The sequence below is a fragment of the Agromyces zhanjiangensis genome (assembly GCF_040496055.1).
GTDB lineage: Bacteria > Actinomycetota > Actinomycetes > Actinomycetales > Microbacteriaceae > Agromyces > Agromyces zhanjiangensis.
The window spans coordinates 403794-426078 of sequence record NZ_JBEPKB010000002.1 but is presented as its reverse complement, the minus strand read 5'-3'; the positions used below and the strand labels follow the sequence as shown (position 1 = coordinate 426078).

At 73.1% G+C, this 22285-nt stretch carries 20 protein-coding genes and 1 pseudogene; all 21 read left to right on the top strand.

Going from position 1 to position 22285, the window contains the following annotated elements; translation table 11 throughout:
• The first annotated feature begins 87 nt into the window (after positions 1–87).
• The 21 genes and pseudogenes from pyrR (at position 88) to ABME02_RS05060 (ending at position 22268) form a co-directional block, all read left to right on the top strand.
• Entirely contained in the window at positions 88–627 is a 540-nt protein-coding gene (gene pyrR / locus ABME02_RS05160; protein WP_353814406.1) for a bifunctional pyr operon transcriptional regulator/uracil phosphoribosyltransferase PyrR, read from the top strand.
• Positions 624–1577, top strand: a complete 954-nt coding sequence (locus ABME02_RS05155) for an aspartate carbamoyltransferase catalytic subunit (protein ID WP_353814197.1) — start codon at positions 624–626, stop codon at positions 1575–1577. The genes pyrR and ABME02_RS05155 overlap by 4 nt, the downstream gene beginning before the upstream one ends.
• The gene (locus ABME02_RS05150) at positions 1574–2920 is read left to right on the top strand and encodes a dihydroorotase (protein ID WP_353814196.1); all 1347 of its coding nucleotides are present in this window, start codon (positions 1574–1576) and stop codon (positions 2918–2920) included. Before ABME02_RS05155 ends, ABME02_RS05150 begins: the two co-directional genes overlap by 4 nt.
• Complete coding sequence (locus ABME02_RS05145) at positions 2913–3470, top strand: PH-like domain-containing protein (RefSeq protein ID WP_353814195.1); 558 nt, start codon at positions 2913–2915, stop codon at positions 3468–3470. Before ABME02_RS05150 ends, ABME02_RS05145 begins: the two co-directional genes overlap by 8 nt.
• Positions 3463–4665 carry a glutamine-hydrolyzing carbamoyl-phosphate synthase small subunit gene (gene carA, locus ABME02_RS05140; RefSeq protein WP_353814194.1) on the top strand — a complete coding sequence of 401 codons (1203 nt, stop codon included), beginning with the start codon at positions 3463–3465 and terminating at the stop codon, positions 4663–4665. The genes ABME02_RS05145 and carA overlap by 8 nt, the downstream gene beginning before the upstream one ends.
• The gene (carB, locus tag ABME02_RS05135; RefSeq protein ID WP_353814193.1) at positions 4665–7958 is read left to right on the top strand and encodes a carbamoyl-phosphate synthase large subunit; all 3294 of its coding nucleotides are present in this window, start codon (positions 4665–4667) and stop codon (positions 7956–7958) included. The genes carA and carB overlap by 1 nt, the downstream gene beginning before the upstream one ends.
• Entirely contained in the window at positions 7955–8830 is an 876-nt protein-coding gene (gene pyrF, locus ABME02_RS05130) for an orotidine-5'-phosphate decarboxylase (protein ID WP_353814192.1), read from the top strand. Before carB ends, pyrF begins: the two co-directional genes overlap by 4 nt.
• Positions 8823–9809 carry a guanylate kinase gene (gene gmk, locus ABME02_RS05125; RefSeq protein WP_353814191.1) on the top strand — a complete coding sequence of 329 codons (987 nt, stop codon included), beginning with the start codon at positions 8823–8825 and terminating at the stop codon, positions 9807–9809. Before pyrF ends, gmk begins: the two co-directional genes overlap by 8 nt.
• A complete protein-coding gene (gene rpoZ, locus ABME02_RS05120; RefSeq protein WP_092669843.1) occupies positions 9802–10059 on the top strand; it encodes a DNA-directed RNA polymerase subunit omega in 258 nt (85 codons plus the stop codon). Before gmk ends, rpoZ begins: the two co-directional genes overlap by 8 nt.
• A 7-nt stretch (positions 10060–10066) precedes the next feature.
• Positions 10067–11347 (top strand): annotated as a pseudogene (coaBC, locus tag ABME02_RS05115) (bifunctional phosphopantothenoylcysteine decarboxylase/phosphopantothenate--cysteine ligase CoaBC); the annotation flags it as partial.
• Positions 11344–12537 (top strand): methionine adenosyltransferase, encoded by a 1194-nt coding sequence (gene metK / locus ABME02_RS05110; protein ID WP_353814190.1) that lies wholly within the window; start codon positions 11344–11346, stop codon positions 12535–12537. The pseudogene coaBC and the gene metK, both read left to right, overlap by 4 nt.
• 33 nt (positions 12538–12570) lie before the next feature.
• The gene (locus ABME02_RS05105) at positions 12571–14514 is read left to right on the top strand and encodes a primosomal protein N' family DNA-binding protein (RefSeq protein WP_353814188.1); all 1944 of its coding nucleotides are present in this window, start codon (positions 12571–12573) and stop codon (positions 14512–14514) included.
• 17 nt (positions 14515–14531) lie between these two features.
• On the top strand, positions 14532–15467 hold the full coding sequence (fmt, locus tag ABME02_RS05100) for a methionyl-tRNA formyltransferase (protein ID WP_353814187.1): 936 nt from the start codon (positions 14532–14534) through the stop codon (positions 15465–15467).
• Complete coding sequence (locus tag ABME02_RS05095) at positions 15464–16954, top strand: RsmB/NOP family class I SAM-dependent RNA methyltransferase (RefSeq protein WP_353814186.1); 1491 nt, start codon at positions 15464–15466, stop codon at positions 16952–16954. Before fmt ends, ABME02_RS05095 begins: the two co-directional genes overlap by 4 nt.
• 30 nt (positions 16955–16984) lie before the next feature.
• On the top strand, positions 16985–17677 hold the full coding sequence (gene rpe, locus ABME02_RS05090; protein WP_353814185.1) for a ribulose-phosphate 3-epimerase: 693 nt from the start codon (positions 16985–16987) through the stop codon (positions 17675–17677).
• Positions 17674–17937 carry a phosphoribosyl-ATP diphosphatase gene (locus ABME02_RS05085; RefSeq protein WP_353814184.1) on the top strand — a complete coding sequence of 88 codons (264 nt, stop codon included), beginning with the start codon at positions 17674–17676 and terminating at the stop codon, positions 17935–17937. The genes rpe and ABME02_RS05085 overlap by 4 nt, the downstream gene beginning before the upstream one ends.
• Before the next feature lie 46 nt (positions 17938–17983).
• On the top strand, positions 17984–18823 hold the full coding sequence (hisG, locus tag ABME02_RS05080) for an ATP phosphoribosyltransferase (protein WP_353814183.1): 840 nt from the start codon (positions 17984–17986) through the stop codon (positions 18821–18823).
• A 10-nt stretch (positions 18824–18833) separates the two neighbouring features.
• The gene (hisF, locus tag ABME02_RS05075; RefSeq protein WP_353814182.1) at positions 18834–19595 is read left to right on the top strand and encodes an imidazole glycerol phosphate synthase subunit HisF; all 762 of its coding nucleotides are present in this window, start codon (positions 18834–18836) and stop codon (positions 19593–19595) included.
• Positions 19592–20020, top strand: a complete 429-nt coding sequence (gene hisI / locus ABME02_RS05070) for a phosphoribosyl-AMP cyclohydrolase (protein ID WP_353814181.1) — start codon at positions 19592–19594, stop codon at positions 20018–20020. Before hisF ends, hisI begins: the two co-directional genes overlap by 4 nt.
• The gene (locus ABME02_RS05065) at positions 20017–21558 is read left to right on the top strand and encodes an anthranilate synthase component I (RefSeq protein ID WP_353814180.1); all 1542 of its coding nucleotides are present in this window, start codon (positions 20017–20019) and stop codon (positions 21556–21558) included. Before hisI ends, ABME02_RS05065 begins: the two co-directional genes overlap by 4 nt.
• Positions 21555–22268 (top strand): Trp biosynthesis-associated membrane protein, encoded by a 714-nt coding sequence (locus ABME02_RS05060; protein ID WP_353814179.1) that lies wholly within the window; start codon positions 21555–21557, stop codon positions 22266–22268. Before ABME02_RS05065 ends, ABME02_RS05060 begins: the two co-directional genes overlap by 4 nt.
• Positions 22269–22285 lie beyond the last annotated feature (17 nt).

Sequence of the window (22285 nt, the reverse complement as noted above, 5' to 3'; positions counted from 1 at the left end):
GAGGGCGGAGGCATCGCGAGCTCGCTGGTAGGATCGATCGACCGACAACCTTGAAGTCCGTCCCGTGAGGCGGAGAAGGGAGTCAGCATCGCTGTGCGCACCGTGCTCCAGCAGGCCGACCTCGAGCGGGCGTTGACCCGCATCGCCCATGAGATCCTCGAAGCCAACCGCGGCGCGGACGATCTCGTCCTCCTCGGCATCCCCACGCGCGGCGTGGCGCTGGCCGAGCGACTGGCCCGGATCGTCTCGCGGATCGCCGGCGTCGACGTGCCCGCGGGCGCACTCGACGTGACGATGTACCGCGACGACCTGGGCCGCAACCCCATCCGAGCCACGCACCCCACCGAGGTGCCGGGCGACGGGATCGACGGCCGAGTCGTGGTCCTCGTCGACGACGTGCTCTACTCGGGCCGCACCATCCGCGCCGCGCTCGACGCGCTCGCCGACCTCGGCCGCGCCCGCGCGGTGCGGCTCGCCGTGCTCGTCGACCGCGGCCACCGCGAGTTCCCCATCCGCGCGGACTACGTCGGAAAGAACCTGCCGAGCTCGACCCGCGAGCGCATCAACGTGCGGCTCGCCGAGGTCGACGGCGAGGACGCCGTCACGATCGAGGGGGGCGACGAGTGAGGCACCTGCTCAGCACCCGCGACCTCTCGCGCGACGAGGCCATCGCCCTGCTCGACGTGGCCGAGGACATGGCCGCCGTCCAGGAGCGCGAGGTCAAGAAGCTCCCGACCCTCCGGGGGCGAACCGTCGTGAACCTCTTCTTCGAGGACTCCACGCGCACGCGCATCTCGTTCGAGGCGGCCGCGAAGCGGCTGTCCGCCGACGTCATCAACTTCAGCGCGAAGGGATCGAGCGTCTCCAAGGGAGAGTCGCTGAAGGACACCGCGCAGACGCTCCAGGCCATGGGCGCCGACGGCGTCGTGATCCGCCATCCGTCGTCGGGCGCGCCGTTCACGCTGGCGACGAGCGGCTGGATCGATGCGGGCGTCGTCAACGCGGGCGACGGCACGCACGAGCACCCCACCCAGGCCCTGCTCGACGCCTTCACGATGCGCCGCCGACTGCACGCCGGTGCCTCGCGCGGACGCGACCTCGACGGCGTGCACGTCGTCGTCGTCGGGGACATCCTGCACTCGCGGGTCGCCCGCTCGAACGTGTGGCTCCTCGAGACGCTCGGCGCCGACGTCACGCTCGTGGCGCCGCCGACGCTGGTGCCCGTCGACGTGTCCGGCTGGCCGGCGACGATCGAGTACGACCTCGATCGCGCGCTCGCGGCCGGTCCCGACGTCGTGATGATGCTCCGCATCCAGGCGGAGCGCATGCACGGCGCGTTCTTCCCGAACAGCCGCGAATACGCGCGTACGTGGGGGCTGGACGACCACCGGTTCGCCCAGCTTCCCGAGACTACGATGGTCATGCATCCGGGCCCCATGAACCGCGGGCTCGAGATCGCCGCCCGCGCCGCCGACTCCACGCAGTCGACGGTGCGCGAGCAGGTCGCGAACGGAGTATCAGTGAGAATGGCCGCCCTCTACCTGTTGCTGTCCGGCGAACGGGGGGAGACCCGATGAGCGAGTCGTTCCTGGTCCGCGGCGCGACCCTCCCGACGGGCGAGCGCGCCGACATCCTCCTCGACGGCGGCCGCATCGCCGCGGTCGGCTCGGTGGCGGATGCCGCGGGCGCGACGGTCGTCGACGCCGACGGGCTCGTCGCGCTGCCCGGCCTCGTCGACCTGCATACGCACCTCCGCGAGCCCGGCTACGAGCAGAGCGAGACCGTCCTCACGGGCACGCAGGCGGCTGCTGCCGGCGGCTTCACCGCCGTCTTCGCGATGGCGAACACGTTCCCCGTCGCCGACACGGCCGGCGTCGTCGAGCAGGAGCTCTCGCTCGGCGAGGCCGCGGGCTACGCGACCGTGCAGCCGATCGGCGCCGTCACCGTCGGGCTGAAGGGCGAGCGGCTCGCCGAGCTCGGCGCCATGGCCGCCTCGCGCGCCCGCGTCCGCGTCTTCAGCGACGACGGGTTCTGCGTCTTCGACCCGCTGCTCATGCGCCGGGCGCTCGAGTACGTCAAGGCGTTCGACGGCGTCGTCGCGCAGCACGCGCAGGAGCCGCGCCTCACGCAGGGCGCGCAGATGAACGAGGGCGCGCTCTCCGGCGAGCTCGGCCTCGCCGGCTGGCCGGCGGTCGCCGAGGAGTCGACCATCGCGCGCGACGTGCTCCTCGCCGAGCACGTCGGCTCCCGTCTGCACGTGTGCCACGTCTCCACGGCCGGCTCGGTCGAGGTCATCCGCTGGGCGAAGGCCCGCGGCATCGACGTGACCGCCGAGGTCACGCCGCATCACCTGCTGCTCACCGAGGACCTCGTCGCCGGTTACGATCCGCGCTACAAGGTCAACCCGCCGCTCCGCCGGCTGGAGGACGTCGAGGCGCTCCGCGCCGCGCTCGCCGACGGCACGATCGACATCGTCGCGACCGACCACGCCCCGCACCCCGTCGAGGCCAAGGAATCGGAGTGGGACGCCGCCGCGAACGGCATGGTCGGCCTCGAGTCGGCGCTGTCGGTCGTGCAGCAGACCATGGTCGACTCGGGGCTGATGGGCTGGGCGGACGTCGCGCGGGTGCTCTCCGCGACCCCGGCGCGGATCGGCCGCCTGGCCGGCCACGGCGAGCCCGTCGCGATCGGCTCCGCCGCCGAGCTGACGCTCGTCGACCCGGCCGCGTCGGCCGAATTCGGCACCGACCGGCTCGCCGGGCGCAGCGTCAACTCGCCCTACCTCGGGCGCACGCTCCCCGGGCGCGTCGTGGCGACCTTCCACCGCGGCATGCCGACCGTCCTCGACGGCGCCGTCCGGCCGGCCGACGAGGTCGCCGAGGTGTCCGCCCGACTCGCCGAGGGCGGTGCACGTGGATAGCCGCTGGATCGGCGCGCTCGTCGCCGTCGCGATCGTGGCCGTGGCCGCCTGGCTCATGTGGCGGTCCTGGCGACGACGCACCGTGCGCGACGAGACGCTCGCCGCCTACGGCCCGCCGGCCGACCCCGGCTCGACGATCCTCGAGATCGAGGCCCTCTACGTGGCGACGACCCCCGAGGGCGATCCCCTCGAGCGCCTCGCCGTCGAGGGCCTCGCATTCCGCGGCTCGGCGCGCGTCGAGGTGCACCGCACGGGTGTGCTCCTCCGCGTCGCGGGCGAGCACCCGAGCTTCATCCCGGCCGACCGCATCGCGGCCGCCGGGACGGCGACCTACGCGATCGATCGCGGGGTCGAGCCCGAGGGCCTGGTGGCCCTCACCTGGATCGTCGACGATCGTTCGGAGCCCGAGGTTCCGACGCGGGTCGACAGCTACCTCCGGTGCCGCTACCCGGGCGATTCCGCCCGGTTCGTGGCGGCCGTGAACGAGATCGCTGCGGCGCCCGAGGCGCCGCAGCCGGACGCAGAAGAGAGCGAGGCCTCGGATGGCTGAGACCCCGACCACCGTCGACGAGCAGGCGCCCGCCGCCGTCGACCGCACCCGAGCCGTGCTCGTGCTCGAGGACGGCACCCGCTACGAGGGGCGCGCCTACGGCGCCCGCGGCCGCACGCTCGGCGAGGCCGTGTTCGCGACCGGCATGACCGGCTACCAGGAGACGCTGACCGACCCGTCCTACGCCGGGCAGATCGTGCTCATGACCGCGCCGCACATCGGCAACACGGGCATGAACGACGAGGACATGGAATCCGCGCGCATCTGGGTCGCGGGCTTCGTGGTGCGCGACCCCTCGCGGGTCGTGTCGAACTTCCGCTCGCAGCGGAGCCTCGACGACGACCTCGCCGCCGCGGGGATCGTCGGCATCAGCGGCATCGACACGCGCGCCGTGACGCGGCACATCCGCTCGCTCGGCGCGATGCGCGCTGGCGTGTTCTCCGGCGAGGAGGCGTACCTCTCGCACGGCGAGCAGCTCGACCTCGTCGAGTCGGGCGAGCAGATGTCCGGCCGCAACCTCTCCGGGGCGGTCTCGACGAGCGAGCGCTACACGCTGCCCGCGACGGGAGACCGGGTCGGTTCCGTGGCCGTGCTCGACCTCGGCGTGAAGACCTCGACGCTGAACTACCTCGCCGAGCGGGGCTTCGACGTGCACGTGCTCCCGCAGACCGTGACGGCCGACGAGGTGCTCGCGATCGAGCCCGACGCGCTCTTCTTCTCCAACGGTCCCGGCGACCCGAGCGCCTCCGAGCGACACGTCGAGCTCCTCCGCTCGGCGCTCCGCGCGGGCCTGCCGTACTTCGGCATCTGCTTCGGCAACCAGCTGCTGGGGCGGGCGCTCGGCTTCGACACCTACAAGCTGCCCTTCGGGCACCGCGGCATCAACCAGCCCGTGCTCGACCGGGCGACCGGTCGCGTCGAGATCACGGCGCACAACCACGGCTTCGCCGTCGCGGCGCCGACCGACGCGATCAGCGAGTCGAGCCAGGGCTTCGGCCGCGTCGAGGTCAGCCACGTCGACCTCAACGACGATGTCGTCGAGGGCCTGAACTGCCTCGACATCCCCGCGTTCTCGGTGCAGTACCACCCCGAGTCGGCGGCCGGTCCGCACGACGCCAACTACCTCTTCGACCGCTTCCGCGACATGGTCATCGCGAACAGGAGCACCGACGACAGCCAGGAGGCCGGCAAGTAATGCCCAAGCGCGACGACATCAATTCCGTCCTCGTCATCGGGTCGGGCCCGATCGTCATCGGCCAAGCGGCCGAGTTCGACTACTCGGGCACCCAGGCGTGCCGCGTCCTCCGTGCGGAGGGCGTGCGGGTCATCCTCGTGAACCCGAACCCGGCCACGATCATGACCGACCCCGGCTTCGCCGACGCGACCTACGTCGAGCCGATCACCCCCGAGGTGATCGAGTCGATCATCGTCAAGGAGAAGCCGGATGCCGTGCTGCCGACGCTCGGCGGCCAGACGGCGCTCAACGCCGCGATCGCCCTGCACGACGCGGGGATCCTCGACAAGCACGGCGTCGAGCTCATCGGCGCGAAGGTCGACGCCATCCGCAAGGGCGAGGACCGCCAGCTGTTCAAGGACCTCGTCATCGAGGCCGGCGCCGACGTCGCGCGCTCGCACGTCGCCACGACGCTCGAGCAGGCGAAGGAGTTCGCACTCGACCTGGGGTACCCGCTCGTGGTGCGCCCGTCGTTCACGATGGGCGGATTGGGTTCCGGCTTCGCGTACACGGAGGAGGACCTGGTCCGCATCGTGACGCAGGGCCTGCACGACTCGCCGACCACCGAGGTGCTCCTGGAGGAGTCGATCCTCGGCTGGAAGGAGTACGAGCTCGAGCTCATGCGCGACACCCACGACAACACGGTCGTCGTCTGCTCGATCGAGAACGTCGACCCGGTGGGCGTCCACACGGGCGACTCGATCACGGTCGCGCCCTCACTCACGCTCACCGACCGCGAGTACCAGAAGCTGCGCGACATCGGCATCGACATCATCCGCGCCGTCGGCGTCGACACCGGCGGCTGCAACATCCAGTTCGCCGTCGACCCGGAGAACGGGCGCGTGATCGTCATCGAGATGAACCCGCGCGTCTCGCGGTCGTCGGCGCTCGCGTCGAAGGCCACGGGCTTCCCGATCGCGAAGATCGCGGCGAAGCTCGCGATCGGGTACCGCCTCGACGAGATCCCGAACGACATCACCAAGGTGACGCCGGCGAGCTTCGAGCCGACGCTCGACTACGTCGTCGTCAAGGTGCCGCGGTTCGCGTTCGAGAAGTTCCCGGCCGCCGATCCGACGCTGACGACGACCATGAAGTCGGTCGGCGAGGCGATGGCGATCGGCCGCAACTTCTCCACGGCCCTGCAGAAGGCGCTGCGCTCGCTCGAGAAGCGCGGGTCGAGCTTCCACTGGGGCGACGAGGCGCGGTCGGTCGAGGAGCTCCTCGAGGCGTCCACCGTGCCGACCGACGGTCGCATCGTGCTCGTGCAGCAGGCGCTGCGCAAGGGCGCCTCGATCGAGCAGGCGTTCGAGGCGACGAAGATCGACCCGTGGTTCCTCGACCAGATCGTGCTGATCAACGAGGTCGCCGAGCAGATCGCCGCGGCCGAGGCGCTCGACACCGAGACGCTGCTGCTCGCGAAGGACCACGGCTTCTCCGACGCCCAGATCGGCCAGCTCCGTGGATTCGGCGAGGCCGATGCCCGCGAGGTGCGGCACATCCTCGGCATCCGCCCGGTGTTCAAGACCGTCGACACGTGCGCCGGGGAGTTCCCCGCGCTCACGCCGTACCACTATTCGAGCTACGACCTCGAGACCGAGGTCGCGCCGAGCGACCGTCGGAAGGTCGTCATCCTCGGGTCCGGCCCGAACCGCATCGGCCAGGGCGTCGAGTTCGACTACTCGTGCGTGCACGCATCGTTCGCGCTCTCCGACGCCGGGTACGAGACCATCATGATCAACTGCAACCCCGAGACCGTGTCCACCGACTACGACACGAGCGACCGCCTCTACTTCGAGCCGCTCACGCTCGAGGACGTGCTCGAGGTCATCCACGCCGAGTCGCAGTCGGGCGAGCTCGTCGGCGTCGTCGTCCAGCTCGGCGGCCAGACCGCGCTCGGGCTCGCGAAGGGCCTGGAGGCGGCCGGCGTGCCGATCCTCGGAACGACGCCCGACGCGATCGACCTCGCCGAGGAGCGCGGGCAGTTCGCCGCCATCCTCGAGGATGCGGGCCTGCTCGCGCCGCGCAACGGCACAGCCACCGAGCTGGCGGGCGCCGTGCAGGTGGCCGAGCAGATCGGCTACCCGGTGCTCGTGCGCCCGAGCTTCGTGCTCGGCGGCCGCGGCATGGAGATCGTGTACGACACTCCCTCCCTGGTCGACTACTTCGCGCGCATCGAGGATCAGGGCATCGTGGGCCCGACGCATCCGCTGCTCGTCGACCGCTTCCTCGACGACGCGATCGAGATCGACGTCGACGCGCTCTACGACGGCACCGAACTCTACGTCGGCGGCGTCATGGAGCACATCGAGGAGGCCGGCATCCATTCCGGCGACTCCAGCTGCACGCTGCCGCCGGTCACGCTCGGTCGCGCCGAGGTCGACCGCGTCCGGGAGGCGACGCGCGCCATCGCCGAGGGCGTCGGTGTGCGCGGCCTGCTCAACGTGCAGTTCGCGATCGGCGCGGGCGTGCTCTACGTGCTCGAGGCCAACCCGCGTGCCAGCCGCACGGTGCCGTTCGTCTCCAAGGCGCTCGGCATCCCGCTCGCGAAGGCCGCGTCGCGCATCATGGTCGGCGACTCGATCCGCGACCTCGTCGACGAGGGCATGCTGCCCGAGGTCGACGGCTCGAAGGTGCCCCTCGACGCGCCGGTCGCGGTGAAGGAGGCCGTGCTGCCGTTCCACCGCTTCCGCACGCGCGAGGGCATCATGGTCGACTCGGTGCTCGGCCCGGAGATGCGTTCGACCGGCGAGGTCATGGGCATCGACCGCGACTTCCCGAGGGCGTTCGCGAAGAGCCAGCTCGCCGCGTACGGCGGGATGCCGTTGTCGGGCCGCGTCTTCGTCTCGGTCTCCGACCGCGACAAGCGCGCCATCATCCTGCCGGTGCTCCGCATGCAGCAGCTCGGCTACGACCTGGTGGCGACCGAGGGCACCGCCGAGGTGCTGCGTCGCAACGGCATCGCCGCCGACGTGGTGCTGAAGTACAGCGAGAAGCAGGGTGAGGACGCGACCTCGGTCGTCGAGCTCATCCATCGCGGCGAGATCGACGTGGTCGTGAACACGCCGAGCGGTCGCTCGGCCCGCGCCGACGGCTACGAGATCCGCGCGGCCGCCGTCGCGGCGGACATCCCGCTGTTCACCACCATCGCCGAGCTCTCGGCCGCGGTCGCCTCGCTCGATGCGAACGACGGCGGCTTCGACGTGACGAGCCTGCAGGAGTACGCGCGCCGTCGCGCCGCCGAGGTGGTCGCGTGAGCGTCGTCGCCTCGTTCGGCGAGCGCCTCGAAGCGGCGTTCGCCACGCGCGGGCGCCTCTGCGTGGGCGTCGACCCGCACGCGTGGCTCCTCGACGAGTGGGGCCTGCCCGATACCGGGGCGGGCGTCCGCGAGTTCGGCCTGAGGGTGGTGGATGCCGCGGCCGGCCGGGTCGGCATCGTGAAGCCGCAGGTGTCGTTCTTCGAGCGCCACGGTTCGGCCGGGTACGCCGCGCTGGAGCGCGTGCTCGACCTCGCCCGGGATGCCGGCCTCCTCGTGATCGCCGACGTCAAGCGGGGCGACATCGGGTCGACCGTCGAGGCGTACGGCCAGGCCTGGCTCTCGCACGGGTCGCCGCTGCGCGCCGACGCCATGACGATCTACGCGTACCAGGGCCTCGGATCGATCGAGGGCGTGATGCGCCAGGCGGAGGCCGCGCAGGCGGGGCTGTTCGTCGTCGCGGCGACGTCGAACCCGGAGGCCGCGGCGATCCAGCAGGCCGTGCTGCAGGGGTCGAGCCGCGAGGGGTCGTCGGTGGCCGGTGCGATCGTGTCGGGCGTGGATGCGTGGAACCGCAGCCGCGAGGGCGCCGACGAGCGAGCGTTCGGGTCCGTGGGCGTCGTGCTCGGCGCGACCATCGTGCCCGAGGAGTTCGGCATCGACGTCTCGAGCAACGCCCGCCCGCGCGTGCCCGTGCTCGTCCCGGGCATCGGGTTCCAGGGCGGCGAGCTCCGCGACGTCCCGGCGCGCCTGGGCGCGCTCGCGCCCGGCGCCATCCTGACCGACAGCCGCGGGTTGCTCGCGGCCGGTCCCGACGGCATCGCCGACGCGATCTCGCGCCGTGCCGACGAGGTGGGGGCGCTCGATGTCTGATCGGACCACGGCATCCGCCCCGCCCGAGGTCGACCGGGTCGCCGCGTCGCGCGCGGCGGTGGCGGCGCGACGCGCCCGCGCGGCCGTGAAGCACGCCGTCGCGGAGGGCGCCAGGAGCCCGCTCGACGTGCTCCGGGTCGCCTACGACGAGCCCGACGGCGTCGAGGGCCGACTCCGCGTCTCCGAGTTCCTCACGTCGATCCCCGCCATCGGTCAGACCAAGTGCGCGCGGATCATGGAGGAGCTCCAGATCGCGAACTCGAAGCGACTGGGCGGCCTCGGCCGCCTCCAGCGCCGGCGCCTGCGCGAGTTCACGGCCGGGTGGGTCGCCGACCACGGCGGCACGGGCGATCGCCTCGTCGTGCTGGCCGGGCCGACCGCAGTCGGCAAGGGCACGGTCGCGGGCTACATCCGCGAGCACCACCCCGACGTCAAGCTCTCCGTCTCCGCGACGACGCGCGCGCCGCGGCCCGGGGAGGTCGAGGGCGAGCACTACTTCTTCGTCACGGACGACGAGTTCGATCGGATGGTCGACTCGGGCGAGCTGCTCGAGTGGGCGACCGTGCACAACGCCTACCGGTACGGCACCCCGCGCCGTCCCGTCGAGGACGCGATCGCCGCCGGCAGCAGCGTCCTGCTCGAGATCGACATCCAGGGCGCCCGCTCGGTCCGCCGTGCGATGCCCGAGGCGACGCTCGTCTTCCTCCTCCCGCCCACATGGGACGAACTGGTCCGGCGGCTCGTCGGGCGCGGCACCGAGAGCCCCGCCGAGCAGCAGCGCCGACTCGAGACCGCGAAGGTCGAACTCGCGGCCGTCGAGGAGTTCGACCACCGGGTCGTCAACCACGAGGTCCGCGAGGCCGCGCAAAAGGTCGTAGACTTGATGCGGCCTCGCCGGGGCCGGCGTCAGCCTGCCTCGCGCCACGATCTTCCGCGCACCGGGGGTGCGCCCCACCTGAAGGAGTCTCTCCATGGCTGAGAAGCTGTCCGGCATCATCGACCCGCCCATCGACGACCTCCTGTCGAAGGTCGACTCGAAGTACCAGCTGGTCATCTTCGCCTCCAAGCGGGCGCGACAGATCAACGACTACTACGCCGACCTCCACGAGGGCAGCCTGTTCGACAACGTCGGGCCGCTGGTCGACTCGTCGATCGACGACAAGCCCCTCTCGGTCGCCCTCCACGAGGTCAACGAGGACAAGCTGCGCCTCCGCCCGATCGGCGAGTAGCCGGCAGGCCCGGATGCCGCTGAACATCGTCGTCGGCATCACCGGCGGCATCGCGGCGTACAAGGCCGTGTCGGTGGTGCGTTCGCTGGTCCTCGCGGGCCACGACGTGCACGTGGTGCCGACCGAGTCGGCGCTGCGGTTCGTCGGGCGTCCGACGCTCGAGGCGATCTCGCGCAATCCGGTCCACGTCGACCTCTTCGAGGGCGTGGCCGAGGTTCGCCACGTCGCCATCGGCCAGGCGGCCGACCTCATCGTGATCGCGCCCGCGACGGCGAACTCGATCGCGAAGCTCGCGACGGGCCTCGCCGACGACCTGCTCGGCAACACGGTCCTCGCGAGCGAGGCGCCGATGGTCATCGCGCCCGCGATGCACACCGAGATGTGGCGGCATCCCGCCACGCAGGCGAACATCGCGACGCTCCGCGACCGCGGCGTCACGATCGTCGGACCGGCCGTCGGCCAGCTCACGGGCACCGACAGCGGCCCGGGACGGCTCGAGGAGCCCGACGCGATCGTCGCGGCGGCGCTCGAGGTGGCCCGTCGTCACGGGCTCGATGCCGGGGCGCCGGCGACGGAGTCCGTCGGCGACCTCGCCGGCCGGCGCGTCGTCGTCACCGCCGGCGGCACGCGCGAGCCGCTCGACCCAGTGCGCTTCCTCGGGAACCGCTCGAGCGGCAAGCAGGGCGTCGCCATCGCCGAGGCGGCCACGGCCAGGGGCGCCGAGGTGACGCTCATCGCCGCGAACCTCGAGGTCGCCTCGCCCGGCGGCTGCCGCGTCGTCCCGGTCTCGACCGCCCTGGAACTCCAAGAGGCCGTGACCGCGGCCGCCGCCGGCGCCGACGTCGTCGTGATGGCCGCCGCGGTCGCCGACTTCCGTCCGGCCGACGTGAGCGACGCGAAGATCAAGAAGGTCGACGGGCAGGAGCGCATGTCGATCGAGCTCGTGCGCAACCCCGACATCCTCGCCGGCCTCGGCGCCGCGCCGCACGACGGCACCGTGCTCGTCGGCTTCGCCGCCGAGACCGAGCCCGACCCGACCCGCCTGCTGGAGCTCGGGCGTGCCAAGCGTCGCGCGAAGGGCGCCGACCTCCTCGTCGTCAACCGCGTCGGCTGGCACCACGGCTTCGCCGCCGACGAGAACGCCGTGAGCATCATCGCCGCCGACGACCGCGTCGCGGCCGAGGCGTCCGGCACCAAGATGTCGGTGGCGCACGCCATCCTCGATGTCATCGCCGAGCGCGTCGCGCCCGGCGCCGAGCCCACCACGAAGGACACCCACCCCGTATGAGCGCACTGCGCCAGTTCACCTCCGAGTCCGTCACCGAGGGGCACCCAGACAAGATCTGCGACCAGGTCTCGGACTCGATCCTCGACGCGCTGCTCACCGTCGATCCGGCGGCCCGAGTCGCGGTCGAGACGCTCGTGACGACCGGTCTGGTGCACGTCGCCGGTGAGGTGTCGACGTCGGGATACGTCGAGATCCCCGCGATCGTGCGCGACCGCATCACCTCGATCGGGTACGAGTCGTCCGACGTGTGGTTCGACGGCCGCTCGTGCGGCGTCTCGGTGTCGATCGGCGCGCAGTCGCCCGACATCGCGCAGGGCGTCGACGACGCCTTCGAGACGCGCGAGGGCGCGAGCCTCGACGAGCTCGACCGCCAGGGCGCGGGCGACCAGGGCATCATGTTCGGCTACGCCGTCCGCGAGACGCCAGAGCTGATGCCCGTGCCGATCTGGATCGCGCACCGCCTCGCCGAACGGCTCGCCGAGGTGCGCAAGCAGGGCGAGCTCGACTACCTCCGCCCCGACGGCAAGACGCAGGTCACGATCGGCTACGAGGGCCAGACCGCGCGGACCATCGAGACCGTCGTGCTCTCGACCCAGCATTCCCCGAAGGTATCGACCGAGCAGCTGCGCGCCGAGGTCGAGGAGCTCGTCATCCGGCCCACGCTCGACCGCGTCGAGCTCGCCCGCCCCGAGCTCAAGGTGCTCATCAACCCCACCGGCCGCTTCGAGATCGGCGGCCCGCAGGGCGATGCCGGCCTCACCGGCCGCAAGATCATCATCGACACCTACGGCGGCGCGAGCCGCCACGGCGGCGGGGCGTTCAGCGGCAAGGACCCGTCGAAGGTCGACCGCTCGGCGGCGTACGCGATGCGCTGGGTGGCGAAGAACGCGGTCGCGGCCGGGCTCGCGGACCGGCTCGAGCTGCAGGTCGCCTACGCGATCGGCGCCGCTGCGCCCGTCGGGCTCTACGTCGAGACCTTCGGCACCGGCCACCTGCCGGAGGAGCGCATCACCGAGGCGATCCGCGAGGTGTTCGACCTGCGTCCGGCCGCCATCATCCGCGACCTCGACCTGCTCCGACCGATCTACGCGAAGACGGCGACGTACGGTCACTTCGGCCGCGAGCTGCCCGACTTCACCTGGGAGCGGCTCGACCGCGTCGACGACCTCCGCGCGGCCGCCGGGCTCTGACGTGGCCGGCGGGCTGAGGTGACCGGTCGCCCGGTGGCCCGGGTCCTCGTCGACTCGCCGCTGCCGCAGCTCGACCAGCTGTTCGACTACCGAGTCCCTGAGCGGCTCGCCGGCGCCGCGGTGCGCGGCGTCCGGGTGCGCGTGCCGCTCAGGTCGGGGGGCCGCATCGCCCAGGGCTGGATCGTCGAGCTCGCCGAGCGATCGGAGTATCGTGGCGAACTCAGCGAGCTCGATGACGTCGTCTCCGACGTGCCGGCGTTGACGTCCGACGTGTGGCGGCTCGCGCGCGCGGCCGCCGACCGCGCAGCGGGCAACGCGAGCGACATCCTGCGGATCGCGATCCCGCCGCGCTACGTCCGCGCCGAGCGGGCGTGGCGGGCCGCCGAACCGGATCCCGGCCCACTGCCCGACGCCGCGGGCGCGATCGACGGCTACGAACCGGGACGCGTCGAGCGCGGCATCGCGGCGGGCGAGCGGATGTCGCTGGCCGCCGATGCCCGCCCCGTGCGTCTGGCGGACGGCACCTGGGTCGGCGGCTGGGCGCGCACCGTCGCGCAGGGCGCGGCGCACGCCCTCGCGAACGACCGTTCGACCGTCGTGGCCGTGCCCGACTACCGCGACCAGGAGCAGCTCGAGGCCGCGCTGGCCGAGTTCGTCGATCCGCGTCGGGTGCTCAGGACGGACGCGCGCCAGACCGGGCCCGCGCGCTACCGCGCGTTCCTCGACGCCACGGCCGACGCGGCACGGGTCGTCGTCGGCAGCCGGTCGACGGTGTACGCGCCGGCCGCGCGGCTCGGGCTCGTCGTCGTCGTCGACGACGGCGACGGGCTGCAGTCCGAGCCGCTCGCGCCGGGCGTCCACAGCCGCGACGCGGCGCTCATCCGCCAGGAGCAATCGGGTGCCGCACTGCTGTTCGTCGCCCACAGCCGCAGCGTCGAGGTGCAGCGGCTCGTCGAGCTCGGGTGGGTCCACGACGTGCCCCTGCACCGCGGCTCGCGGCCGCGAGTGGTCCTCACCGAGCAGCAGGCCGCGCCGGAGAGCGGCAACGCGCGCATCCCGTCCGCCGCGTGGCGCGAGGCGCAGGTCGCCGTCTCGCAGGGCCCGGTGCTCGTGCAGGTCGCACGACCCGGGCACACCCCGATGCTCGTCTGCGACCGCTGCCGCGAGCCCGCGCGGTGCGCGGCATGCGGCGGGGCGCTCGTCGTTCCGCGCACGGGCGGGGCTCCGGCGTGCGGCCTCTGCGGCACCGCCGCGACGGCATGGCGGTGCGGCGTCTGCGAGGGCACGAAGCTGCGGGCCGCGGTCGTCGGCGCGAGCCGCACCGCCGAGGAGCTCGGCCGCGCGTTCCCGCGCTCGCGCGTCGTCGTCTCCGACGGCGAGCGACCGATCGTGCGCGTTGGCCCCGATCCGCAGCTCGTGGTCGCGACCCGCGGCGCCGAGCCCATCGCCGACGGCGGATACCGCGCGATCCTGCTGCTCGACGGCGAGCGGATGCTCCTGCGCGAGTCCCTGCGCGTCGCCGAGGACTGCCTGCGCTGGTGGTCGAACGCCGCCGCACTCGCCGCGCCGGGCTCGCCGGTGTTCCTCGTGGGCGTCGGCGGTGCCCTCGGCACGGCGCTCGCGACGTGGCGCCAGGCGGAGTGGGCGGCCGAGGAGCTCGAGACGCGTCGGACCCTCCGGTTCCCGCCGGCGGTGCGGATGGCCTCGGTCGTGTCGTCGCACGATCGGCTCGCCGCGGCGCTCGAGCGGGTGCGCGGCGTCGACGGCGTCGACGTGCTCGGTCCGACGCCGGCCGACGACGACGGGCTCGAGCGTGCCATCGTGCGCTTCGCCTACGGTGCCGGCGCCGAGGTCGCCCAGCACCTGAAGGGCGAGGCGATCCGAGCGGCGACCGAACGTCGGCGCCCGGTCGCGGGCCGTCGACCGGGTCGTCCGCCCGTCGTCCGCGTCCGCATGGACGACCCCGGGCTCCCGTGACACTGGGACAATGGGGTGTGCCCCACCTCCGGATCGTGTTCGCGGGAACCCCCGCCGTCGCCGTGCCCACCCTCGAACGACTCGCCGCCTCCGACCACGAGGTCGTCGGCGTCGTCACGAGGCCGCCGGCTCCGCTCGGTCGCAAGCGCGTGCTGACGCCGTCCCCGGTCGCGCAGGCCGCCGTGCGTCTCGGCATCCCGGTCATCGATGCCGCGCGGCTCGACGCCGAGGCGACCGAGCGCGTCGCCGCGCTCGGACCCGACCTGGGCGTGGTGGTGGCCTACGGGGGGCTCGTCCGCGAGCCGTTGCTGTCGACGCCGACGCACGGCTGGATCAACCTGCACTTCTCGGCACTGCCCGCGTGGCGCGGCGCGGCGCCGGTGCAGCGCGCGCTCATCGCGGGCGACGCCGAGCTCGGCGCGAGCGTCTTCCGGCTGGTGCCCGACCTCGATGCCGGCGACGTCTACGCGATCCGGTCGCGCCCGGTCCTACCGGGCGAGACGGCGGGCGAGGCGCTCGAGTCGCTCGCCGCGTCCGAGGCCGAGCTCGTGGGGGACGTCGTCGACGCCATCGCGGCCGGGACCGCGGTCGCGACCCCGCAGTCCGGCGAGCCGACGTTCGCCCCCAAGCTCGGCATCGAGGACGGCCGGATCGACTGGACCCGGTCGACCGCGGAGGTCGATGCCCGCGTCCGCGGCGTGACGCCCGAGCCCGGTGCGCACACTGAGGTCGACGGGATCCGCCTCAAGGTGCTGGCGGCCGCACCGGCATCCGTCGGCGCCGATTCCCGCCGATTCGAGCCGGGGGAGCTCCGGCTGGACGGGAAGCGGCTGCTCGCGGGCACGGCCGACGGCGCCCTGGAACTCCGCCGCGTCCAGCCGGCCGGGCGGAACGCGATGGCCGCCGCCGACTGGTGGCGTGGCCTCGGCGTCCAGCGGGCGGACGCGCGATGAGCGACGACGCGCGGGGGAGCGGCCGGCCGGAACGCTCGGACGGCGCCGGCGGGCCCGACGGTCCCGGTCGCGCCGGTCGGCGGCCGAGCCGGCGAGGCGACGGCCGAGGCGGTCGCCCGCGGGCCGAGCGGGTCTCCCCGGCCCGACTCGTCGCCTACGACGTCCTCGCCGCGGTCCGCGACTCCGACGCCTACGCCAACCTGCTGCTGCCGGCCCGCATCGAGCGCGCACGGTTGAGCGCGGCCGACGCCGGACTCGCCACCGAGCTGACGTACGGCACGCTGCGGCTCATCGGTCGCTACGACGCCGTCATCGGGATCGCCGCGGGCCGCGACGTCGCGGCGATCGACCCGCCGGTGCTCGACGTCCTCCGCCTCGGCGCGCACCAGCTCCTCGCCACGCGCGTGCCGACGCACGCGGCCGTGAACGAGTCCGTCGCCCTGGTCCGTCGCGTGGCGCCGTCGGCGGCGGGCTTCGTGAACGCGGTCCTCCGCACCGTCTCGCGTCGCGAGCCGGCGGCGTGGCTCGAGCTCATCGCCGAGGAGGCCGGGTCGCCCGATGCCGCGCTGGCGGCCGTGCACTCGCACCCCGTGTGGGTGATCCGGGCGCTTCGCGCCGCGCTCGAGCGCGAGGGCCGGGTCGACGAGCTGACGGCGCTCCTCGAGGCCGACAACGCCTCGCCCAGGGTCAACCTCGCGGCGCTCCCGGGACTGGCCGCCGACCCGGCAGCGCTCGGCGAACCCGACCGCTACTCGCCGACGGGCCTCACCGCCGCAGCGCCGTTCGACGTCGTCGCCGCCAACGAGGGGCGGGTCCGCGTCCAGGACGAGGGCTCGCAGCTCGCCGCGCTCGCGCTGAGCCGGGTCGCGCCGGTGCGGGCGGGCGAGCGCTGGCTCGACCTCTGCTCGGGGCCGGGCGGCAAGACCGCGCTGCTCGCGGCCGAGGCCCTCGCGGGCGGCGCGTCGCTCGTCGCGAACGAGGTCGTGCCGGCGCGGGCCGAGCTCGTCCGGAAGGCCGTGGCGCCCGTCCCGCTCGACGTGCAGGTCCACGTCGGCGACGGTCGCGAGGTCGAGCCGGCGGCACTGGGCGCCGAGGGCGGCTTCGACCGCATCCTGCTCGACGCGCCGTGCACCGGCCTCGGCGCGCTGCGCCGCCGTCCCGAGGCGAGGTGGCGCAAGTCCCCGACCGACGTCGCCGAGCTCTCCCGGCTGCAGGGCGAGCTGGCGGATGCCGCGTTCGCCGCGCTCGCGCCCGGCGGCGTCCTCGCCTACGTGACCTGCTCGCCGCACACCGCGGAGACCCACGGCACCCTCGGGCGGGCGCTCTCGCGATGGGGCGACGACGCGGAGGCGCTCGACACGGCCGCCGTCGTGCAGCAGGTGGCGGAGCATCCGCTCGACCTGGCCGACGACGACGGCACCGTGCAGTTGTGGCCGCACCGGCACGGCACCGACGCGATGTTCATCGCGCTCGTGCGGAAGCGTTGAGCCGGTCGCCGCGCCGATAGGGTTGCGGACATGGCGACGCGCATCAACCCGAGCATCCTCGCGGCCGACTTCGCGAACCTCGAGCGGGAACTCGGACGCATCGGCACCGCCGACCTCGTGCACGTGGACATCATGGACAACCACTTCGTCCCCAACCTCACGTTCGGGCTCCCGATGGTGCAGCGGCTGCAGCAGGTGAGCCCGATCCCGCTCGACGTGCACCTCATGATCGACGACCCGGACCGGTGGGCGCCCGGCTACGCCGAGGCGGGCGCGGCGTCGGTCACCTTCCACGCCGAGGCCGTGAACGAGCCCGTGGCCCTCGCCCGGCACCTCCGGCAGATCGGCGCGCGTGCGGGCATCGCCCTGAAGCCGGGCACGGATGCCTCGCCCTACCTCGACCTCCTGCCCGAGTTCGACCAGGTCCTCATCATGACCGTGGAACCGGGATTCGGCGGACAGTCCTTCATCGTCGAGACGATGCCGAAGCTGCGACGCGTCGCCGACGCGGTGGAGGCGGCCGGCCTGGACGTCTGGCTCCAGGTGGACGGCGGCATCACGGTCGACACGATCGGGATCGCTGCGGAGGCGGGCGCCGACACCTTCGTGGCGGGGTCGGCGGTGTATCGCGGCGTCCCGGGGGAGCGGATCGCCGAGCTCCGCGCCGCGGTCGCGTCACACCGCCACGAGCGCCGCGAGGACCCCGCTAGTCTGGACGGGTGAAATCCTTCGACGACCTCTTCGTCGAGCTCCAGGACAAGGCCCGCACCCGCCAAGAGGGCAGCGGCACCGTTCGTCAGCTCGACGCCGGCGTGCACGCCATCGGCAAGAAGATCGTCGAGGAGGCGGCCGAGGTCTGGATGGCCGCCGAGTACCAGAGCGACGACGAGACCGCGGAAGAGATCTCGCAGCTCCTGTACCACCTGCAGGTGCTGATGCTGGCCAAGGGGCTCGAGCCCGCAGACGTGTACCGACATCTCTGATCACGCCATGCCCGCAGATCAGTTCCGTCGACACGAAAGCCAGGGAATGCTCCGAATCGCCGTGCCCAACAAGGGCTCGCTCTCCGAGACCGCCGCGCAGATGCTCCACGAGGCCGGGTACACGGGCCGAAGGGACTCTCGTGAACTCGTGGTCGCCGACCCACGCAACGGGGTCGAGTTCTTCTACCTCCGCCCCCGCGACATCGCCACCTACGTGGGATCGGGCGCGCTCGACGTCGGCATCACGGGCCGCGACCTGCTGCTCGACTCCGGTTCCGAGGCGACCGAGATCGCCCCGCTCGGCTTCGGCGACTCGACGTTCCGGTTCGCCGGCCCGCCCGATGCGTACGGCGAGCTCGCCGACCTCGAGGGCGTCCGCGTCGCGACGAGCTATCCCGGCCTCGTCGGGGACTTCCTCTCGCGGCACGGCGTGACCGCGAAGCTCGTCAAGCTCGACGGTGCGGTCGAGTCCGCCGTCCGGCTCGGAGTGGCCGACGCCGTCGCCGACGTCGTCTCGACGGGGTCGACGCTCCGCAAGGCCGGCCTCGACATCTTCGGCCCGGTGATCCTCGACTCCGAGGCCGTGCTCATCGGCTCAGGGGTGGAGAAGCCCGGCACGCAGACGCTCGTGCGTCGCCTGCAGGGCGTCCTCGTCGCGCGCCAGTACGTGCTCGTCGACTACGACGTCCCGGTGGCGAAGCTCGAGGCCGCGACGGCCGCCGCGCCTGGCTTCGAGTCGCCGACGGTCTCGCCGCTCCACGATCCGGAGTGGGTCGCGGTCCGCGTGATGATCCCGCGGGTCGAGACCAACCACGTGATGGACGCCCTGTACGAGCTGGGTGCGCGCGCGATCCTCGTGAGCGCCATCCACGCCGCCCGGTTGTAGGGAGCAGCGCATGTCCCTCGCCGTCCGTGTGATCCCGTGCCTCGACGTGGCCGGCGGCCGCGTCGTCAAGGGCGTCAACTTCCTGAACCTGCGCGACGCCGGCGACCCGGTCGAGCTCGCCGCCCGCTACGCCGACCAGGGCGCCGACGAGCTCACCTTCCTCGACGTCACGGCGACGGTCGACGACCGTTCGACGACCTTCGACATGGTGCGCCGCGTCGCCGAGCAGGTGTTCATCCCGCTCACGGTCGGCGGCGGTGTCCGCACGGCGGACGACGTGGCGCGCCTGCTCGGGCACGGCGCCGACAAGATCGGCGTCAACAGTGCGGCGATCGCCCGACCCGAGCTCATCGCCGAGATCGCCGACCGCTTCGGCGCCCAGGTCTGCGTGCTCTCGCTCGACGTGAAGCGGTCCGACCGGACCGGGTCCGGCTTCGTCGTGACCACGCACGGCGGACGCACCGAGACGCGACTCGACGCGCTCGAGTGGGCGCGGCGGGCGATCGAGCTCGGCGCGGGCGAGCTGCTCGTGAACTCCATCGACGCCGACGGCACCAAGCAAGGATTCGACCTCGAACTCGTGCGGCTCATGCACGGGCTCTCGAGCGTTCCGGTGATCGCGTCGGGCGGCGCCGGTGCGCTCGAGCATTTCGCGCCCGCGATCGAAGCAGGCGCCGACGCCGTGCTCGCGGCATCCGTGTTCCACAACGGGGAGCTCACCATCGGCGAGGTCAAGCAGGTCCTCGCCGCAGACGGGAGGGTCGTGCGATGACGTACCACGACGACGAGGAGCTCGAGCGCGACGTCGAGGGCTGGGCGCCCGATGCGACCGCCGTCGATCGCGCCGCCTTCAACGCGGACGGGCTGCTGCCCGCGGTCATCCAGCAGTGGGACACGGGCGAGGTGCTCATGCTCGGCTGGATGGACCGCGAGGCCATGCGGCGCACCCTCACCGAGGGTCGCGTCACCTTCTGGTCGCGCTCGCGCCAGGAGTACTGGCGGAAGGGCGACACGTCCGGACACGCGCAGTACGTCCGGTCCGCGGCCCTCGACTGCGACGCCGACACCCTGCTCGTCAGGGTCGAGCAGGTCGGCGTCGCCTGCCACACCGGCACCCGAACCTGCTTCGACGGCGACCCGCTGCGGGTCGTCGCCGGCGCGCCCGACCTCGACCAACCGCCCGGAGGCGCACGATGACGGCCCCCCGCACCGCCACGACCCGGTTCGACGACTTCACCGCGCTCCTGCCCGGGCGGCGCGTGGTGCCGGTCGTCCGCGAGCTCTTCGCCGACGGCGAGACCCCCGTCGGCATCTACCGCAAGCTCGCCGGGGGTCGCCCCGGCACGTTCCTGCTCGAGTCCGCCGAGCAGGGCGGGATCTGGTCGCGGTACTCCTTCGTCGGCGCGGCCTCGCACGGCGTCCTCACCGACCGCGACGGCCGGGTCGAGTGGCTCGACTACGGGATGTCGCGCGCGCGCGCGCTCGGCGAGGCATCCGACGACCTCGCACCGCTCGCGGCGCTGGAGTCGCTCTACGCGCGCTGGCACACCGAGGACGTTCCCGGCGCGCCGCCGCTCACGGGCGGGCTCGTCGGCTTCATCGGCTGGGAGGCGATCCGCCAGATCGAGCACCTGCCGAACCGCCCACCCGCGGACTTCGACGTGCCGGGCCAGGCGTTCGCGTTCGTGTCCGAGCTCGTCGTGATGGACCACCGGACGGGCACCGTGCAGCTCGTGGCATCCGTGCTCAACGACCGCGACGAGCCCGCGGAGCAGCTCTGGGACGACGCGCAGTCGCGACTCGACCGCATGCAGTCGGCGCTCGCGCGACCGTCCGAGGCGCATCTCGCCGAGATCGACCTGACCCGTGCGCCCGCGCCCCGTCACCGCACCGAGAAGGCGGACTTCCTCGCCGCCGTCGAGCGCTCGAAGGAGTACATCCGCGAGGGCGACATCTTCCAGGTCGTCGTCTCGCAGCGGTTCGAGCAGGAGGCCACGGCCCACCCGATCGACGTGTACCGGGTGCTCCGGAGCCTCAACCCGAGCCCGTACATGTACCTCCTGCACCTCGAGGACGTCTCGGGGGAGCCGTACTGGATCGTCGGATCGTCGCCCGAGGCGCTCGTCAAGGTCGAGGACGGCCGCGTCTACACGCACCCCATCGCCGGGTCGAAGCCGCGCGGCGCGACGCCGGAGGACGACGCCGACTTCGAGGCCGAGCTCATCGCCGACCCGAAGGAGCAGGCGGAGCACCTCATGCTGGTCGACCTGGCCCGCAACGACCTCGCGAAGGTGTGCTCGGCCGGCACGGTCGAGGTGACCGAGTTCATGCGCGTCGAGCGGTTCAGTCACATCATGCACCTCGTCTCGTCGGTCGAGGGCGACCTCGCGCCCGACGCGAACGCGGTCGACGTGTTCCGGGCGACGTTCCCGGCCGGCACCCTGTCCGGGGCCCCGAAGCCGCGGGCGCTCGAGATCATCGACGAGCTCGAGCCCGCGCAGCGGGGCGTGTACGGCGGCGTGGTCGGCTACTTCGGCTTCGGCGGCGACGCCGACCTCGCGATCGCGATCCGCACCGCCACGATCATCGGCGGCGTCGCGCGCGTGCAGGCGGGCGGCGGCCTCGTCGCCGACTCGAACCCCGAGTCGGAGTACCAGGAGTCGGTGAACAAGGCGGCCGCTCCGCTGCGCGCGGTCGCGGTCGCGAACGCCATGCGGCCCGTCGAGCGGGCGTGAGCGTGCGCGGCCGGCGGGTGAAGCTCGGCGCGATCGTCGGGATCCTCGTCGGGTCCGGCGTCGCGTTGCTCGCATGGAGCCAGGCCTGGTACGCGGCGACCCTCGTCGACGGCGCGACCTCGGGCTCGGCGGCGACGCTCCAGGTGGGCGGCCAGGCCGCCGCGCCCGCGCTCTCCGCGCTGGCGCTCGCCGGCCTCGCGCTGGCGGGTGCGCTCACGATCGCGGGCCCGGTGATCCGGGTCGTGCTCGGGGTTCTCGCGGCCGTGCTCGGCGCCTGCGTCGTGCTCGCGGCGTCGCTCGCGATCGCCGACCCCGTCGCCGCGGTGTCGTCGGCCGTGGCCGACGCCACCGGGGTCGCCGGCGCCGGCCCGACGGCGGCACTCGTCGCCGACGTGGTGGCGACACCCTGGCCCGCCGTCGCCGTCGTCGGCGGCGCGATCGTGGTGCTCGCGGGCCTCGGGGTCGTGGCCACCGCGCGCGCCTGGCCGACGTCGCGGAGGCACGGTGGCGGCGTCCGGGTCGCCGCAGACGACGGCGCCGCCGTCCCGGCATCCGATCGCGCCGTCGACGCGTGGGACGACCTGAGCCGAGGCGACGACCCGACCGAGGCGCCCACGGCCACGGCGGGCACCGACGACACCGGGTCCCGGCGCGACGGTGCGCCCGACGGCGCGGTCGATGGCGACGATCGCGCCGGGACCACCCGCTAGACTCTTCCAGGACCCCC

Bases quoted from the DNA above. Each gene is read 5' to 3' on its own strand.
- metK (WP_353814190.1), top strand. From the start codon at position 11,344: ATGAGCGCACTGCGCCAGTTCACCTCCGAGTCCGTCACCGAGGGGCAC.
- carA (WP_353814194.1), top strand. From the start codon at position 3,463: ATGGCTGAGACCCCGACCACCGTCGACGAGCAGGCGCCCGCCGCCGTC.
- carB (WP_353814193.1), top strand. From the start codon at position 4,665: ATGCCCAAGCGCGACGACATCAATTCCGTCCTCGTCATCGGGTCGGGC.
- gmk (WP_353814191.1), top strand. From the start codon at position 8,823: ATGTCTGATCGGACCACGGCATCCGCCCCGCCCGAGGTCGACCGGGTC.
- rpe (WP_353814185.1), top strand. From the start codon at position 16,985: ATGGCGACGCGCATCAACCCGAGCATCCTCGCGGCCGACTTCGCGAAC.
- hisI (WP_353814181.1), top strand. From the start codon at position 19,592: ATGACGTACCACGACGACGAGGAGCTCGAGCGCGACGTCGAGGGCTGG.
- ABME02_RS05065 (WP_353814180.1), top strand. From the start codon at position 20,017: ATGACGGCCCCCCGCACCGCCACGACCCGGTTCGACGACTTCACCGCG.
- rpoZ (WP_092669843.1), top strand. From the start codon at position 9,802: ATGGCTGAGAAGCTGTCCGGCATCATCGACCCGCCCATCGACGACCTC.
- ABME02_RS05095 (WP_353814186.1), top strand. From the start codon at position 15,464: ATGAGCGACGACGCGCGGGGGAGCGGCCGGCCGGAACGCTCGGACGGC.
- hisF (WP_353814182.1), top strand. From the start codon at position 18,834: ATGTCCCTCGCCGTCCGTGTGATCCCGTGCCTCGACGTGGCCGGCGGC.
- ABME02_RS05150 (WP_353814196.1), top strand. From the start codon at position 1,574: ATGAGCGAGTCGTTCCTGGTCCGCGGCGCGACCCTCCCGACGGGCGAG.
- hisG (WP_353814183.1), top strand. From the start codon at position 17,984: ATGCTCCGAATCGCCGTGCCCAACAAGGGCTCGCTCTCCGAGACCGCC.